The following is a 16,104-nucleotide window of genomic DNA, read 5'->3' on the forward strand; positions in this document are numbered from 1 at the left end:
CGGCTCGGCTAGCTGTAATGCCCAGGTGGGTTGCTGACGGTCGTGCGGCTGATGGGTGGGTTTCCGCCCAGGGCGGTGTGGTTGCGGTGATGGTTGTAGGTGTGGAGCCATTCGGGCAAGGCCGCAGCGCGTTCTGCTGAGCTGGCGAAGGGCCTGACGTAGGCCCATTCTTCGGCCAGGGTCCGGTTGAACCGTTCGGCTTTGCCGTTGGTCTGGGGTCGGTAGTTGCGGGTGAAGCGGGCTTGGGCGCCCACGTCGGCCAGCGCCTGCCGCCAGGCCTGGCTCCGCCGGTAGGCCAGAGCGTTGTCGGTCATCACGCGTTGGATGCCGGTGACGCCGACGGTGGCGAACCAGGCCGCAGCCGAACGCAGGAAAGCCGCGCAGGTCACCGCGCTCTCGTCGGGGTGGATCTCGGCGTAGGCCAGTCGGGTGTGGTCGTCGATCGCGCAGTGCACGTAGTCGTAGCCGGCTCGCCGGCCGGCTTTGAGGGCGGCCTGCGCGGCGAGGTGCTCGAGCGATCCGCGTCCGTGCACCCGCCACCCTCCGCCCTGCCGAATGGCGCCCAGCTTCTTGACGTCCACGTGCAGCAGCTCCCCGGGAGCAGCCCGCTCGTAGCGGCGGATCACCACCCCGCTGGGGCGGTCCATCCAGGCCAGTCGGTGCATGCCGTGACGGCGCAGCACCGCGTGCACCGTGGAGGGCGCCAAACCCACCAACGGTGCGATCCGGGCCGGTCCGAGCTTGCGCGCGGCGCGCACCGCCAGGATTTTGTCCTCCAGTCCGCGCGGGGTCCGGCCCGGCAGCCGGTGCGCCCGACTGGATCGATCGATCAGTCCGGCCGGACCTTCGGCCCGCCAACGGGCCAACCACTTGTAGCCCGTGGCGCGGGAAATGTTCATCTCGACCACCACGTGGGCCACCGGGCGTCCTTGCTCGATCACCCGCCGGATCAGCTCAGCACGGCCGTGAACGGTCAGACGGGCATTAGCGTGGGACATCGAGACCTCCGGGTTGTCGGTGAGGCGTCAGCACCCACACCTTCACCCGGAGGTCTCCCCGATCACCAGACCCAACTGTCAACAACCCTCGTGGGCATTACAGCTAGCGTCGGGCGGCATGGTCGTCCCCGCACCCGCCGTCCCCTCGTCCGCCGCGCCCACCCGCGCCGCCGTCCCCGCCCGCACCGCCGTTCCCACCGCCCTGGTCACCGGAGCCACGTCCGGGATCGGCGCCGCGTTCTGCCGCCGACTCGCCGCCACCGGTCACGACCTGGTGCTGGTGGCCCGGGACGCGGACCGGCTGGCCGAGCGCCGCACCGAGCTGCTGGCCGCCGGAGCCCGCACCGTCGAGGTGCTCCCGGCGGATCTCGCCGATCCCGCCGGCCGCGAACGGGTGGCCGCCCGGCTGACCGACCCCGACCGCCCGATCGCCCTGCTGGTGAACAACGCCGGCCTGGCCCTGGGGTCGTCCTTCGCCGACGCCAGCGCGGCCGAGCTCGACCACCAGCTCGCCGTCAACGTGACCACCGTGCTGCACCTGACCCACGCGGCGCTGCCGGCGATGATCGCCCGCGGCAGCGGCGGCGTGATCAACGTGGCCTCCATCGCCGGGCTGCTCCCGGGGCGCGGGTCCACCTACTCGGCCGACAAGGCCTGGGTGGTGTCGTTCAGCGAGGGCATCGCGATGAGCCTCCGGGGGACGGGCGTGCACGTGCAGGCGCTGTGTCCCGGGTTCGTGCGTACCGAGTTCCACCAGCGGGCCGGCATCGACATGGCCACCACCCCCGGCTGGATGTACGTGGACGTCGACCACCTCGTCGCCACCTCGCTGGCCGACCTGGCCGCCGGTCGCGCGCTGTCGATCCCCGGTGCGCTGTACCGGTCGCTGGCGGTGGCGGCCCGACTGGCGCCGCGTTCCCTGGTACGCCGGATCGCCGCCCGGGTGAAGTCGGCGAACCGGACCTGATCGCCGCCCGGCGGCGGTACAGCCGCCGGGGTGCGGCGGACCGTCAGCCGAGGTCGACCGGTTCGGTCAGCTCGGCCTGCGCGGAATCCAGGAAGCGGGCCAGGGTCGCGGTGAACTCCTCGGTCGCCTCGATGTGCGGGGAGTGGCCGACCCCGGGCATCACCACCTCCTCGTACGCCCCACCGGCCGAGGCGTAGGAATCCAGCACGGAACGGGTCTGCGCGAGCATCGGCTGGGGCGGGGCCACCTCGAGGCCGGGGTAGCCGGGCACCACGCCGAGCGCGCCCAGCTGGGCCAGGTCCAGGCTGGAGGCGTCCGAGATGATCGGGTCGAGCTCGCCACGCACCCACAGCACCGGCGGCGCCGGGTCGATGTCGGCGAACGGCGACAGGTCGAGGTTGACCGGGGCCAGCGCGTTCAGCACACCCCGGCGGCCCGGTGCCGTCCCCGGCCAGGTCGTCGACGGCACCGCCTCGCCGGGGTAGTTGTCCGGCCCGACGGCGGTGGACATCATCGAGGTCACGAACGTCTCCTCGTGGTCGGAGTGCCAGCCGGGGGCGACGTAGAAGCTGTGCAGCACGCTGCGGGCCGAGCTGGGGCTCTCGTCCGGGATGTCGTCACCGGCCAGGGCGGCCACGAACTCCGGGTTCACCGTGCCCGCACCCGAACCGGCCCCGTCCGGGGCGAGCAGACGTCCGTCGGTACCGGTCGTGCCGCCGAACCCGAACGGCGACACCGGGTTGATCAGGGTGACCGAGGCGACCCGGTCCGCCTCGTCGATGGCCATCTGCATGACCACCCCGCCGCCCATCGACCAGCCGACCAGGTGCACGTCGGTCAGGCCCATCACCTGCAGGACGGCCCGGACGTCGTCCGCGAAGTCGCGCAGGCCGCGGGTGGCGTCCACCGGACGGGTGTCCGTCCCGCCGAACCCGCGCAGGTCGATCGCGATCGGCCGGAACTGGTCCGGCAGGGCGAGCATCGTGGGGAAGAAGAACGGGGACGAGCTGACGTTGCCGTGCACGAACACCACCGGCCAGCCCGCCTGCCGGAACTCGACCTCCCGGACGCAGACGTCGAGATCCTCCAACGGGATCATCGAGATCTCGATGCCGAGGTTGTGCGGGTGGTGCGGGTGGTGCTGGGCCATCTCGTTCCTCCGCGTCGTCCGGAACGGAGCCGGGGGCGGGCCGTTCCTGCCTTGGCGCGGACCGTACCCGACGGGTCGGACGGGACCCGTCACGTGGGCGCCGTGGGCGCCCGGGGGTCGACGGGACGGTCGGGGCCGTGTGCCAGGCTGACCGGGTGAACGCCGCCGAGTCGTCCCCGACCACCTCCGACCCGGACGGGCCCGCGCCGGCCGCCCCCGTACCCGACGCCGCCGCGGCCGCCCGGTTGGCCGAGCTGGTCCGCGAGCTCGCGGTCGTGCACGGCCGGGTCACCCTGTCGTCCGGCCGGGAGGCCGACTACTACGTCGACCTGCGCCGGGCGACCCTGCACCACGAGGCGGGCCCGCTCATCGGGGCGCTGCTGCGGCAGCTCACCGCGGACTGGGCGTACGACGCGGTCGGCGGGCTGACCCTCGGCGCGGACCCGGTGGCGACCGCGATCATGCACGCCCCCGGCCGGCCGATCGACGCGTTCGTCGTCCGCAAGGAGGCCAAGGCGCACGGCATGCAGCGGCGGGTCGAGGGCCCGGACGTGACCGGTCGCCGGGTGCTCGTCGTCGAGGACACGACGACCACCGGCGCGTCCCCGCTCGAGGCCGTGCGCGCCCTGCGGGAGATCGGCACCGAGGTGGTCGGCGTGGCCACCATCGCCGACCGGGAGACCGGCGCGGACGCGGTCATCGCCGCCGAGGGGCTGAGCTACCGGTCCCTGTTCGGGTTGGCCGATCTGGGGCTGTCGTGAGCCTGCGGTGACCGAACCACCGGCAGATCGACCGGCGGACGGCACGGACAGCACTGACGGCCCGGACGCCCCGGGCCCCACCGAGTGGACGGCGGCCGTGCCCGTCGGGGTCGGACCCCACCCGCTGCCCTGGCCCGACGACCCCCGGCTGGATCCGGAGCTGCTGGCCGGCGGGGACACCCGCAACGTCGTCGACGCCTACCGCTACTGGCGGCGCGAGGCGATCGTCGCCGATCTCGACCCCCGTCGGCACGAGTTCTCGGTGGCGATCGAGAACTTCGGGCACGACGCGAACATCGGCACGGTGGTCCGGACGGCCAACGCCTTCGGCGCGCGGTCGGTGCACATCGTGGGCCGACGACGCTGGAACCGGCGCGGGGCGATGGTCACCGACCGCTACCAGCATCTGCACCACCACCCCGACATCGCGGGGCTGGCCGAGGTCGTGCGGGCGCAGCACGCCGTGCTGGTCGCGGTGGACAACCTGCCCGGCGCGGTGCCCCTGGAGACGTGCAACCTGCCCCGCCGCTCCGTTCTGCTGTTCGGCCAGGAATCGTCCGGCCTCACCGACGAGGCCCGTTCCGCCGCGGGCCTGGCCGTCTCGATCGCCCAGTTCGGGTCGACCCGGTCGATCAACGTGGGGGTGGCCGCCGGCATCGTCATGCACGCCTGGATCCGGCGGCACGCCGATCTGTCGACCGCCTGGTGAGGCGCCGTTCCTCAGCGGACCGTCAGGTCGCAGGGCCCGGTCGGGGCGGATCCGGCCGGTAGGTTTCGGCCCATGGATATCGGCCTCGACGCCCTGCGCGGTACCGCCCTCTGGGTGCTGATCGGGATCGCCGTGCTCGCACTCGTGCTCGCGGTGATCATCAAGAAGGTCATCGGGAAGATCGTCGTGCTGGCCATCGCGGCCACGCTGGTGTTCTTCGGCTGGCAGCAGCGGGACCACGCGTTGGACTTCGCGAACCAGGTGCGCGGGGAGACCTGCGCGCAGCAGCCGACCTTCTTCGGGGTGACGGTCTCGCTCCCGGAAAGCTGGTGCGAGCCGGCCTGACCGGCCCCGCCGGGCTCAGGCGCCGGCGGTCCCGGAGGCCTTGCGACGCTGGAACCAGTGCAGCAGGGCGGGGACCGCGCCCGCGCAGACCACCACGACGACCGCGAGGATGACGATGAGGTCGACGTTGTCACGGATGAACTCGATCTGGCCGAGGAAGTACCCGGCGACGGTGACGACGCCGACCCACAGCACGCCGCCGATGGCGGAGTACAGCGTGTAGATCTTCGGATCCATCCGGGAAGCACCGGCCATCACGGTGGCCACGGTGCGGATGATGGGCACGAACCGCGCCAGCACGATGGTGATTTTCCCGTACTTGGCGAAGAAGGCCGAGGACTTCTCGATGTACTCGGGCTTGAGGAACTTCGCATCGGGGCGCTTGAACACGGCCGGCCCGACCTTGTATCCGATGCCGTAACCGACCATGTTCCCGATGAATGCGGCCAGGGCGAGCAGCCCGATGAACAGGCCGAGATTGATGTCGATCCCCGCCCCGCCGTTGTGCGAGGTGGCGACGAGCAGACCCGCGATGAACAGCAGGGTGTCGCCGGGGAGGAAGAACCCGATGAGGATCCCGCATTCCGCGAAGATGATGAGCAGAATGCCCAGCACCGCCCACGAACCCATGTTCCCGATGAGGACGGACGGGTCGAGCCAACCGGGCAGGAGCGCGAGATCGGAAGAGGTCACGGTCACAGAGGGTATCCGATGAGGACATTCCGTCCCGGAATCGTGACCAACAGCCCACCCGCGACCGATGAGGCAACCTTTTCCCGGCACGGGTGCGCAGCGGCCCGGGCGGGATTAGCGTCGCGCCATGGACGTCCTCGCCGCTGCGGACCCGACCCTGCCCGGTAGCCCCGCGGACGGGCGGCGTCACACGCTCCCGCCCGGTCTGCTGGACGCCCTGCGCGCGGCCGTCGGTCCGGGCGGGGTGGCCGTCGATCCGGACGTCACGGCGTCCTACGCGCGGGACATGATGCCGCTGGCCCCGGCCGGCACGCCCGGGGCGGTGGTCCTGCCCACCGACACCGGCCAGGTGGCCGCGGTGGTCCGCGCCTGTGCCGAGGCCGGGGTGCCGATCGTCCCGCGGGGGGCCGGGTCGGGCCTGAGCGGGGCGGCCAACGCGGTGGACGGAGCGGTCACCCTGGTGATGACGCGGATGGACGCCATCCTGGAGGTCGACGAGGCCAACCGGCTCGCCGTGGTGCAGCCCGGCGTGGTCAACCGCGATCTGCGGCGGGCGGTGGAGTCCCGCGGCCTGTTCTACGCACCCGACCCGTCCTCCTACGACTGGTGCACCCTGGGCGGCAATCTCTCCACGAACGCGGGCGGGTTGTGCTGCGTGAAGTACGGCGTGACCACCGACGCGGTGCTCGGACTGCAGGTCGTGCTGGCCTCTGGTGAGGTGCTCCGCACGGGGCGGCGGACGGTCAAGGGTGTCGCCGGGTACGACCTGACCCGGTTGATCGTCGGGTCGGAGGGCACCCTCGGGGTGATCACCGAGGCCACGTTGTCGCTCCGGCCCCTCCCGGCCGCGCCCTGCACCCTGGTCGCGGCCTTCTCCTCGGCCGAGCAGGCGGGCGCCGCCGTCACCGGAGCCGTCCGGGCCGGTCTGGTGCCCTCGCTGCTGGAGATCATGGACGCGACGTCGATCACCGCCGTCGAGCGGCACACCGGCGTGCGGATGTTGGGCGACGAGGACACCCCGGCCGCGTTGCTGCTCGGGCAGTCCGATGCCGGCGGGGCCCTGGGCATGGCCGAGATGGAACACCTGGAACGGGTGTGCCTGGCGGCGGGGGCGGTGTTCAGCTTCGTGACCGACGACCTCGCCGAGGGGCGGATGCTGCTGCAGGCCCGCCGGGACGTCCTCACCGCGCTGGAGACCCTGGGCAGCTGGCTGACCGACGACGTGTGCGTGCCCCGGACGGCCATCGCCCCGCTGATCGCCGCGTGCGCCCGCATCGCCGCGGAGGAGGGCGTGGTGGTCGCCGTCGTCGGTCACGCCGGCGACGGCAACATGCACCCGACCCTGGTCTACGACGCGGCCGACCCCGCGCACGTCGCCGCGGCCCACCGCGCCTTCGACCGCATCCTCACCGCGGGTACGGAGCTCGGCGGCACGGTCACCGGGGAGCACGGGATCGGCCGGATCAAGCAGGACTTCCTCGCCCGGGAGATCGGCCCGGTGGGGCTCTCGGTGCATCGCGCGATCAAGGCCGCCCTGGACCCCCAGGGGCTGTTCAACCCGGGGTCGATGTTCTCGATGCGATGAGCCGGTGCGGTGATTCCGGCACGGTGACGCTCAGCCCAGGATCAGCGACAGCAGGCCGGCGACGACGCCGAGGGTGAGCCCGACCACCGCGGCCAGCAGCAGGACCTGGGCCGTCGTCCAACGCCGGGCATCCTCCCCCCTGGGCCGCGCGGCGGAAGGCGACAGCGGGGCCGCGCCCGGCGGGGACCCGGCCGCGCCGCGCGGGCCGCCGGCCATCGCCCGCAGGGCCTGCGCCAGCACCTGCTCCGGGTCGGCCGCGGGGGCCGGTCCGCTGGACGGGTCCGGCCGCCGGTGCGGGCCGCGCTCGGCCCCGGTCACCGCGGGCCGGTCACGACCGGTCCCGCACCAGGTCGCCCAGCTTGGCGACCGCGCGGCTCGCGGTCGACTTCACGGTGCCCTTGGACAACCCGGTGGCCTCGGCGATCTCCGCCTCGGACAGTCCGCCGTAGTAGCGGAGCACCAGCACCTCACGTTGCCGGGGGGCCAGATCGGCCAGCGCGGAGACCACGGCCTGGTGCTCGGTGGACAGGATGGCCAGCGACTCCGCGGAGCGCGCGGTCCCGGCGTGCGGGGGCACGTAGGCCCGGGCGGTGCGGCGCCGCCGCAGCATGGACCGGGAGCCGTTGACCACGGCGGTCCGCAGATAGCCGATGGCCGCCTGGGTGTCGCGCAGGCCGCCCCAGTTGCGGAACAACCCGGCGAACGCCTCCTGGACGACGTCCTCGGCGCTGGCCTGGTCGTCCACCAGCAGGATCGCCAGCCGGACCATCCCCATCCGATGGGTGCGGTAGAGGTCGTCGATGGTCACCGGGGCGGGCGGTTCGGAGGCCGGCACGTCGGACGGCCGGTCCGGCTCGGGCTCCGGCGATCCGGCGGGCACCCGGAGCGGGTTGAGCGAGGCCAGCGTGCCCAGGGTCCGTTCGACCAGGCTCTCCGCCTCGGCGGAGCTCGAGTCCTCGTCCTCGATGCTCACGACTGCCCTTCTGCCGGTACGCCGGTACTGCCGGTCCGTGGCCGGGCCGTCCCCCGATCCTGGCAGACCGGCGGGTGGGTGCCGGTCGGTCAGGCCCGGCGCCCCGCGGTGTCCGGCGGCAGGACTCCGGGTCCGGCCTGGCCCCCGACGAGCACCCCGTCGCGCGCGGGCGGTGCGCCGTGGTCGGGTCACCCGGGCAGGGATCGGGCGATATCCCGTGGCGGGTCGGGCATCGCAGCGCGTACCGCAGCGTGACCGGGGTGGCTCCTCGGGTCGGTTCGGTGGCCTCGATCAGGTTACGGAACTGTTACCGGATTGGCGCCGCCCTGGGTTGCGCAACAGGAGAGAAAACGCTTCCATGCGTAGGGCGTGTGAATGTGAACGGCTTCACACAAGGCCCTGTCCAGCAACGAAGCGGAGGAACAGCCGAGTGAACTCTCGACCGGCAAGGAAGATCACCACGGCGATCGTCGGGGTCAGTGCGGCGGCCCTGCTGCTGTCCGCGTGTGGCGGCTCGACGACCACGCCCACCGCCAGCAGTGCCGGCAGTGCGGCCGGCGGCTCGTCGGCCCCGGCCAGCAGTGTCGCGGGTGCCACCGGACCGCAGCCCGCCGAGAGCGGCTGGTGCGACGCGGTCAAGGCGCAGTACCCGAACCTGAGCGGGTCGGTCGGCGTGTACAGCACCATCGTGTCCCCCGAGGACACCCCGTACATCGAGGCCTACAAGGACTTCACCACCTGCACCGGGGTCACCGTGAACTACGAGGGCTCCAAGGAGTTCGAGGCCCAGGTCGGCGTCCGCGTCGCCAGTGGCAACCCGCCGGACCTCGGCATCTTCCCGCAGCCGGGTCTGCTGTCGCAGATCGTCAACAACACCGGTGCGGTCAAGCCCCTGCCGGACTTCGTCAAGACCAATGCGCAGAAGTACTTCCCGTCCGACTGGCTGAACTACGGCACGGTCAACGGGATCTCGTTCGGCATCCCGAACAACGCCGACTTCAAGTCGCTGGTCTGGTACTCCCCGAAGACGTTCGCGGACAAGGGCTACACCGTCCCCACCACGTGGGACGAGCTCACCGCGCTGACCGATCAGATCGCCGCCACCGGCGAGAAGCCGTGGTGCATCGGCATCGCCTCCGGTGAGGCCACCGGCTGGCAGATCACCGACTGGCTCGAGGAGTACGTGCTCCGCTACGCCGGCCCCGAGGTCTACGACCAGTGGGTCAGCCACGACGTCAAGTTCGCCGACGCCCCCATCGCGGACGCGCTGGCCAAGGTCGGCGCCCTGCTCAAGGACCCGAAGTACGTCAACGGCGGGTTCGGCGACGTCGCCACCATCGCCTCCACCCAGTTCAACGACGTGAGCACCCCGCTGCTCAACGGGCAGTGCACCTTCGCCCGTGAGGCCGCGAACTTCGACTCCAACTTCAAGGGCAAGACCATCGGCCCGGACGGCGACATCAACGCCTTCTACTTCCCGCCGGCCAACGACCAGTTCGGCACCACCGTGCTGGGCGGCGGCACCTTCTACGCGGCCTTCGCCGACCGCCCCGAGGTGCAGGCGTTCGAGTACTACCTGACCACCCCGGAGTACGCGAACGCCCGGGCCAAGGCCGGTAGCTGGATCTCCTCCAACCTGGGCCTGCAGGCGAGCAGCGTGGAGAGCGCGGTCCAGCAGGAGGCGCTCAAGACCCTGCAGAGCACCGACACCACGTTCCGCTTCGACGCCTCCGACCTGATGCCCGCCCCGGTGGGTTCGGACGCCGAGTGGAAGCAGTTCACGGCGTGGATCACCGGTCAGGACGATGCCACCACCCTGGCCAACATCGACGCCGCCTGGCCGACCAGCTGACCCCACGGACGCGCTGATGTGATGACGGCGGGTCCGGTCCGGAGCATCGCCCGGACCGGGCCCGCCGTTCCACGTTCAGCCTGGAGGAGGAACGGAATGGACTTTCTGCTCAACCCCACCTCGGTCGGCGACAAGCTGATCTCGATGGTGCTGGCCGTGGTGATCTTCGGCGTCATCATGGCCGTCCTGCTCTTCGCGATCGACCGCCCGAAGGTTCCCAACTGGGTCATCGTCGCGGCCTTCCTCGGCCCGGTCGCCATCCTGCTGGCCGTCGGCCTGTTCTACCCGGCGGCGGGAACGGTGGTCCGTTCCTTCCAGGTCAGCGTCAACGCCGTCGGCCCCGACGGCGGTCCGGTGATCAACCCCAACACCGGCCAGCGGCTCACCGAGCTGGGCTTCAGCTTCGACAACTACACCCGGGTGTTCACCGACCCGGCCTTCCAGAAGACGCTGCTCAACACCGTGTGGTGGGTCGTCCTCGTCCCGGTCGTCTCCACCCTGTTCGGCCTGATCTACGCCGTGCTGGTGGACCGGACCCGCTTCGAGAAGGCGGCCAAGGCCCTGGTGTTCCTGCCCATGGCCATCTCCATGGTCGGCGCATCCATCATCTGGAAGTTCGTCTACGAGTACCGCCAGGGCGGCTCCCCGCAGATCGGCCTGGCCAACCAGGTTCTGGTCTGGCTGGGCGCGGACCCCTATCAATTCATCATCACGCAACCGTGGAACACGTTCTTCCTCATCGTGGTGATGATCTGGATCAACGCCGGCTTCGCGATGACGATCCTGTCCGCGGCCATCAAGGCGGTGCCGGACGACATCGTCGAGGCCGCGCAGATCGACGGGGCGACCGGCTTCAAGCTGTTCCGCCGAGTCACCGTGCCGACCATCCGCCCCGCGGTGGTCGTCGTGCTGACCACCATCGCCATGGGCTCGCTCAAGGCGTTCGACGTGGTCCGGACGATGACCGGCGGCAACTACGGCACGTCCATCGTGGCCAACGAGTTCTACACCCAGAGTTTCCGCCAGGGTGAGGGCGGGAAGGGCATCGGCGCCGCACTGGCCGTCGTCCTGTTCGTGATCATCATCCCGGTGATCGTCTACAACGTCCGGCAGATGCGGCTCGCGGAGGAAGTTCGATGACCACAGCTCCCGTCATTCCGCAGACCGACGTCCGCGTCGAGGAGCCCGTCTCCTCCCGGCAGCTCAAGCGGCAGCTGCGGGCCCAGGAGGCGAAGACCAAGCTCACCTCGCCGTGGGCGTCCGGGCTGGCCATCGTCCTGGCCATCCTCTGGACCATCCCGACGCTGGGGCTGTTCATCACCTCGTTCCGACCGGTGGAGGACATCAACACCAGCGGGTGGTGGTCGATCATCACCAACCCGGGCTTCACGCTGACCAACTACGACCAGGCGCTCAACGCCCAGGGCGGGCTCGGCAGCTTCTTCCTCAACACGATCGTCATCGTGGTCCCGGCGGTGCTGATCCCGATCTTCCTGGCCCTGCTGGCCGCCTACGCCTTCGCCTGGATCCCGTTCAAGGGGCGGAACTTCCTGTTCGTGGCGGTCTTCGCGCTGCAGGTCGTCCCGCTGCAGGTGGCGCTGATCCCGCTGCAGACCATCTTCGTCAACTTCGGTCTGCAGAACTCGTTCTGGCCGGTGTGGATCTCGCACACGATCTTCGGCCTGCCGCTCGCGATCTTCCTCCTGCACAACTTCATGAAGGAGGTCCCGGCCTCCATCATCGAGGCGGCCCGGGTCGACGGCGCCGGTCACGTGAAGATCTTCTTCGTCGTGCTCATGCCGCTGCTGGTACCGGCCATCGCGGCCTTCGGCATCTTCCAGTTCCTGTGGGTGTGGAACGACCTGCTGGTCGCCACGGTGTTCGCCCCCAGTCCGAACCTGCGCCCGGTCACCGCGGCCATCGCCGACCTGTCCGGCACCCGGGGTTCGTCGTGGGAGCTGCTCTCCGCCGGCGCCTTCATCTCGATCATCGTGCCGCTGATCGTGTTCTTCAGCCTCCAGCGCTTCTTCGTCCGCGGCCTGCTCGCGGGCAGCGTCAAGGGGTGAGCCGGACCGTGCCGGAGCTGGACGAGAACGCCCAGCCCGACTCGGTATCCCGGACGGCGCCCGGTCCGGCGTCCGCTCCCCGTGAGCGCACGCCGGGCCGGGAGGCCACGGTCGCCTTCGGGTCGCCCGTGGGCGGCCGGGTGGTCACGGCCAACACCATCGTCGAGGTGGCCGCCCTCGCCGGCGTCTCCCCGGCCACCGTGTCCCGGGCACTGCGCGGGCTGCGCGGGGTGTCCGCCCCGACCCGGGTGCGGGTCATCGATGCGGCCGCCCAGTTGGGTTACGTCGCCTCGCCGTCGGCCGCCGCCCTGACCACCGGTCGGACCCAGGCCATCGCCGTCCTGGCCCCCTGGGTGTCCCGCTGGTTCTTCGGTGCCGTCATCGACGGTGCGCAGGAGGTGCTCAGTCGGCGTGGGTACGACGTCCTGCTCTATCCGTTGGACGGTTCGGTGGACGACGGCCCCGCCGCTCCCGGGGTCCGCAGCCTGGACAAGCGGGTGGACGGGGTACTGGCCCTGAACGTGCCGCTGGGTCTGCAGTCGGTGCAGACCCTGCTCGCGCTGCGGGTCCCGGTGGTCACGGTCGGATCGATGATCGAGTCCGTGCCCGCCGTCCTGGTGGACAACGTGCTGGTGGGCCGGCTGGCCACCGAGCACCTGCTGGGCCTGGGCCACCGGTGCATCGCCTTCCTGGGCAGCGACCCCGCCGAGGCGTTCGGGTTCACCGTCGCCGGGGATCGTGCGGCCGGCTACCGGGCCGCGATGGCCGGGGCGGGCGCGCCGATCGACGGTGGCTGGTGCCCGTCGACCGGGTTCGCGGTCGAGGGTGGCAGCATCGCCTTCGAGCGGATGTGGGGGTCGGTGGTGGCGGGTGATACCCCGGCGCCCTCCGCCGTCGTGGCCGTCAGCGACGAGGTCGCCATGGGGGTGTTGCACGCCGCCCGCCGACTGGGCCTGGACGTGCCGGGCGATCTGTCCGTGGTGGGCGTGGACAACCACGACCTGGGGTATCTCTTCGACCTCACCACGGTCGCCCAACCCGTGCGGGACCAGGGCCGGATGGCGGCGCGGCTGCTCCTCGACCAGTTGACGCCGGACCCGGGTCCGTCGCACACCGCGGAGATCACCCCGCACCTGATCGTGCGGGGCACCACCGCACCGCCCTCCGGGCGGTCCACGAACTAGGTGTCGGCGGCACGGTGGGACCCTGCGCGAGCCGCCCCGGCGGCCCATGCGCGATACTGGCCCCCGACCGCACCTGACCCCGGGTTGCCCACGCTGGCCGTCACCACCCGGACCGGGTCGACGGGTCGGCTCAGATGTCACACACCATCCGGGCGTCCGCACACACCGTGCGCCGGCGTCCCGACCGCGGAAGGACCGTTCATGCCTCTTGCCACTCCCGAGACGTACGCCGCCATGCTCGACCGGGCCAAGGAGGGCGGGTTCGCCTACCCGGCCATCAACATCACCTCGTCGGAGACGGTGAACGCCGCGATCAAGGGCTTCGCCGACGCCGGCAGCGACGGCATCATCCAGGTCTCCACCGGCGGTGCCGAGTTCGCGTCCGGCTCCAACGTGAAGGACATGGTCACCGGCGCGGTCGCGCTGGCCGAGTTCGCCACCGTGGTCGCGGCCAAGTACGGCGTCACCGTCGCGCTGCACACCGACCACTGCCAGAAGGAGAAGCTCGACACCTACGTCAAGCCCCTGCTGGCCATCTCCGCCGAGCGCGTGCGCAACGGCGGCAACCCGCTGTTCCAGTCCCACATGTGGGACGGCTCGGCCGTGCCGCTGGGGGAGAACCTCGAGATCGCCAAGGAACTGCTGGCCCTGACCACCCCGGCCAAGGTCATCCTGGAGATCGAGGTGGGTGTCGTCGGCGGTGAGGAGGACGGCGTCGCGCACGAGATCAACGACAAGCTGTACACCACGCCCGACGACTTCATCGCCACCATCGACGCGCTGGGCGTCCCGGAGGCGAACAACTACATCGTGGCGGCCACCTTCGGCAACGTGCACGGCGTCTACAAGCCCGGTGGGGTCAAGCTGCGCCCGTCCGTGCTGAAGGACGGCCAGGAGGCCCTGGCCAAGAAGCTGGGCCTGGCCGAGGGCAGCAAGCCCCTGGCGCTGGTCTTCCACGGCGGATCCGGCTCGACCGCCGAGGAGATCGCCGAGGCGGTGTCCTACGGCGTGGTGAAGATGAACATCGACACCGACACCCAGTACGCGTTCACCCGCCCGCTGGTCGGCCACTTCTTCACCAACTACGACGGCGTGCTGAAGATCGACGGCGAGGTCGGCAACAAGAAGGCCTACGACCCGCGCGCCTACCTCAAGCTCGGCGAGAACGGTATGGCCGCCCGCATCGGTGAGGCCTGCCAGCAGCTGGGCTCGGCCGGCAAGTCCCTCGGCGCCTGATCGACACGGCGCCTGATCGACACGGTGCCTGACAGCCCCGTTGCCTGATGCTGTGAGCTGCTGATCGGCGGACGTCGATCACGCGATCCCGCCCGGATCGCCGGATTCCCCAGGGAGTCCCGGCGGTCCGGGCGGACTCATCTCCGTGGTCCGGCGTGTCGGACCGACGTTCCGGGGCCGCGGAGGTTGCTCGTGTTATACGGGGATCTTGTGACAAGTGGGACTCGTGAACTAGCTTGGGACTCATGCCGTCGCCCTGACGGCCTGCCGATCCCGCGGCCCCTCGCTCTGCGGGTCCTTCCGGTCTGACGTGCCTCCGGGGCGCCCAGCATGGAGAGTCGAGCGGGGAAGTGGTCACCACCGGTGCCGGACAAGGGGAAGCGGCGTCGGCGGCTCATGGCTAGCTACTCACAGTAGCCGCGGACCACTGAGTGCGACTTGCAGAGAGGCGCTCATGCGTCGAGGCCTGGCGATGGTTGCTGCGATCGGTTCACTCGCGGCCACCGCCCTGTTCGTCGGGGGAGGCACCGCGTCCGCCGACCCGTCGGCGGACGACTGGTACCAGCTCCGGATGTGTGAATCGACCAACCGCTACGACATCAACACCGGCAACGGCTACTACGGCGCCTACCAGTTCGACCTCAGCACCTGGCGTTCCGTGGGCGGCAGCGGCTATCCGCACGAGGCGTCGGCGACCGAGCAGGACTACCGCGCGCTGATCCTCTACCGCAACCGCGGGTGGAGCCCCTGGGTGTGTGCCGGTCTGGTCGGCCTGTCCGAGGACGGCGACGCCCGATCCAAGGTGCAGCCGCCCGTCCCGGGCAACCAGGGCGGCGGCGGTGGGTCCGAGGCCCCGTCCGATCCTGCGCCCGCCGCTGACCCGGCGCCGACGAACGGTGCACCGGCCTACCCCGGGCGTCAGTTCCGGCTCGGGGACTCGTCCGAGGAGCTGAAGTCGTGGCAGCGTCAGATGGGCGCGCTCGGCTACGGGCTGACCGGGACCGGCTACTTCGGTCCGAACACCCAGGCCGCGGTGCTGGCCCTGCAGGAGAAGGCGGGCCTCAACGTCGTCGGGTACATCGGCCCGAAGACCTGGGCAGCGGCGTGGGCCGCGGCTCCGGCTCCCGCTCCGGCAGCCGCCCCGGCGACCGGCTACGTCCCGGCGAGCGACGAGGCGTGCCAGGTCGGGACGGGTTCCGCACCGGCCTGGCCCGAGCGGCAGTTCGTCGAGGGCGACACGGCACGTGAGCTGCAGTGCTTCCAACGACAGCTCGGCTCGCGCGGGTACGGGCTGACCGGGACGGGCTACTACGGCGATGCGACCAAGGCCGCCGTGGTCGCCTTCCAGCAGAGCCAGGGCATCAACCCGTCCGGCATCATCGGCCAGCGCACCTGGGTGGCCGCCTGGCAGGGCTGAGGCGGCCCGCGGTGGACGGCCTGGTAACGCTTTGTCAAAGTTTGTCGGGTTTGCTCCGTCCTGCGTAACGGGCAGGGGCCGGGGGACGAGAATCACAGTGAGGCCGTCGTTCGCGATGGTCCAGCCCGGCCCGGTCGATGCCCGACCAGGCGCGAGCATCGAGAGCCC

At 71.1% G+C, this 16,104-nt stretch carries 16 protein-coding genes; 11 read left to right on the plus strand and 5 right to left on the minus strand.

Going from position 1 to position 16,104, the window contains the following annotated elements:
* Window positions 1–8: 8 nt before the first annotated feature.
* Window positions 9–998: an IS481 family transposase gene (locus J2S58_RS13560; protein WP_306828568.1), complete on the minus strand. Its 990-nt coding sequence runs from the start codon at window positions 996–998 to the stop codon at window positions 9–11.
* A 118-nt stretch (window positions 999–1,116) separates the two neighbouring features.
* Between J2S58_RS13560 and J2S58_RS13565 the strand changes: the two genes are divergently transcribed.
* Window positions 1,117–1,965 carry an SDR family NAD(P)-dependent oxidoreductase gene (locus J2S58_RS13565; RefSeq protein ID WP_205257665.1) on the plus strand — a complete coding sequence of 283 codons (849 nt, stop codon included), beginning with the start codon at window positions 1,117–1,119 and terminating at the stop codon, window positions 1,963–1,965.
* 43 nt (window positions 1,966–2,008) lie between these two features.
* On the opposite strand, the gene J2S58_RS13570 is transcribed toward J2S58_RS13565, so the two are convergent.
* The gene (locus J2S58_RS13570) at window positions 2,009–3,115 is read right to left on the minus strand and encodes an alpha/beta fold hydrolase (protein ID WP_205257666.1); all 1,107 of its coding nucleotides are present in this window, start codon (window positions 3,113–3,115) and stop codon (window positions 2,009–2,011) included.
* Window positions 3,116–3,360: 245 nt separating this feature from the next.
* On the opposite strand from J2S58_RS13570, the gene pyrE reads away from it, so the two are divergent.
* The 3 genes from pyrE to J2S58_RS13585 all read left to right on the plus strand — a co-directional run bounded on the left by pyrE (window position 3,361) and on the right by J2S58_RS13585 (window position 4,930).
* Window positions 3,361–3,876: an orotate phosphoribosyltransferase gene (pyrE, locus tag J2S58_RS13575; RefSeq protein WP_240189209.1), complete on the plus strand. Its 516-nt coding sequence runs from the start codon at window positions 3,361–3,363 to the stop codon at window positions 3,874–3,876.
* 7 nt (window positions 3,877–3,883) lie between these two features.
* On the plus strand, window positions 3,884–4,585 hold the full coding sequence (locus tag J2S58_RS13580) for a TrmH family RNA methyltransferase (RefSeq protein ID WP_306828571.1): 702 nt from the start codon (window positions 3,884–3,886) through the stop codon (window positions 4,583–4,585).
* Between the two features lie 72 nt (window positions 4,586–4,657).
* The gene (locus tag J2S58_RS13585; RefSeq protein ID WP_205257669.1) at window positions 4,658–4,930 is read left to right on the plus strand and encodes a hypothetical protein; all 273 of its coding nucleotides are present in this window, start codon (window positions 4,658–4,660) and stop codon (window positions 4,928–4,930) included.
* A gap of 15 nt (window positions 4,931–4,945) precedes the next feature.
* On the opposite strand, the gene J2S58_RS13590 is transcribed toward J2S58_RS13585, so the two are convergent.
* Window positions 4,946–5,623: a DedA family protein gene (locus J2S58_RS13590; protein WP_205257670.1), complete on the minus strand. Its 678-nt coding sequence runs from the start codon at window positions 5,621–5,623 to the stop codon at window positions 4,946–4,948.
* Window positions 5,624–5,750: 127 nt separating this feature from the next.
* Here J2S58_RS13590 and J2S58_RS13595 point away from each other — a divergent pair, with 127 nt between their 5' ends.
* A complete protein-coding gene (locus tag J2S58_RS13595; RefSeq protein WP_205257671.1) occupies window positions 5,751–7,208 on the plus strand; it encodes an FAD-binding oxidoreductase in 1,458 nt (485 codons plus the stop codon).
* Between the two features lie 30 nt (window positions 7,209–7,238).
* Here the strand turns inward: J2S58_RS13595 and J2S58_RS13600 are convergent, their stop codons facing one another.
* Together J2S58_RS13600 and J2S58_RS13605 are read right to left on the minus strand one after the other, a co-directional pair.
* Window positions 7,239–7,526 carry a hypothetical protein gene (locus J2S58_RS13600; protein WP_205257672.1) on the minus strand — a complete coding sequence of 96 codons (288 nt, stop codon included), beginning with the start codon at window positions 7,524–7,526 and terminating at the stop codon, window positions 7,239–7,241.
* 10 nt (window positions 7,527–7,536) lie between these two features.
* On the minus strand, window positions 7,537–8,088 hold the full coding sequence (locus tag J2S58_RS13605) for an RNA polymerase sigma factor (protein WP_344470528.1): 552 nt from the start codon (window positions 8,086–8,088) through the stop codon (window positions 7,537–7,539).
* Between the two features lie 523 nt (window positions 8,089–8,611).
* Between J2S58_RS13605 and J2S58_RS13610 the strand changes: the two genes are divergently transcribed.
* From J2S58_RS13610 to J2S58_RS13635, 6 genes are all read left to right on the plus strand, one after another.
* Window positions 8,612–10,033, plus strand: a complete 1,422-nt coding sequence (locus J2S58_RS13610; protein WP_205257673.1) for an ABC transporter substrate-binding protein — start codon at window positions 8,612–8,614, stop codon at window positions 10,031–10,033.
* Window positions 10,034–10,129: 96 nt separating this feature from the next.
* The gene (locus J2S58_RS13615; protein WP_205257674.1) at window positions 10,130–11,173 is read left to right on the plus strand and encodes a carbohydrate ABC transporter permease; all 1,044 of its coding nucleotides are present in this window, start codon (window positions 10,130–10,132) and stop codon (window positions 11,171–11,173) included.
* Window positions 11,170–12,099, plus strand: coding sequence for a carbohydrate ABC transporter permease (locus tag J2S58_RS13620; protein ID WP_205257675.1), 930 nt, complete (start codon window positions 11,170–11,172; stop codon window positions 12,097–12,099). The genes J2S58_RS13615 and J2S58_RS13620 overlap by 4 nt, the downstream gene beginning before the upstream one ends.
* Window positions 12,096–13,283: a LacI family DNA-binding transcriptional regulator gene (locus J2S58_RS13625; protein WP_205257676.1), complete on the plus strand. Its 1,188-nt coding sequence runs from the start codon at window positions 12,096–12,098 to the stop codon at window positions 13,281–13,283. Before J2S58_RS13620 ends, J2S58_RS13625 begins: the two co-directional genes overlap by 4 nt.
* Before the next feature lie 201 nt (window positions 13,284–13,484).
* Window positions 13,485–14,519, plus strand: coding sequence for a class II fructose-bisphosphate aldolase (fbaA, locus tag J2S58_RS13630; protein ID WP_205257677.1), 1,035 nt, complete (start codon window positions 13,485–13,487; stop codon window positions 14,517–14,519).
* Window positions 14,520–14,991: 472 nt separating this feature from the next.
* Entirely contained in the window at window positions 14,992–15,936 is a 945-nt protein-coding gene (locus tag J2S58_RS13635; RefSeq protein WP_275889493.1) for a peptidoglycan-binding protein, read from the plus strand.
* The last annotated feature ends 168 nt before the right edge of the window (window positions 15,937–16,104 follow it).

Source organism: Nakamurella flavida (assembly GCF_030811475.1).
In the GTDB taxonomy this organism is placed as follows: Bacteria; Actinomycetota; Actinomycetes; order Mycobacteriales; family Nakamurellaceae; genus Nakamurella; species Nakamurella flavida.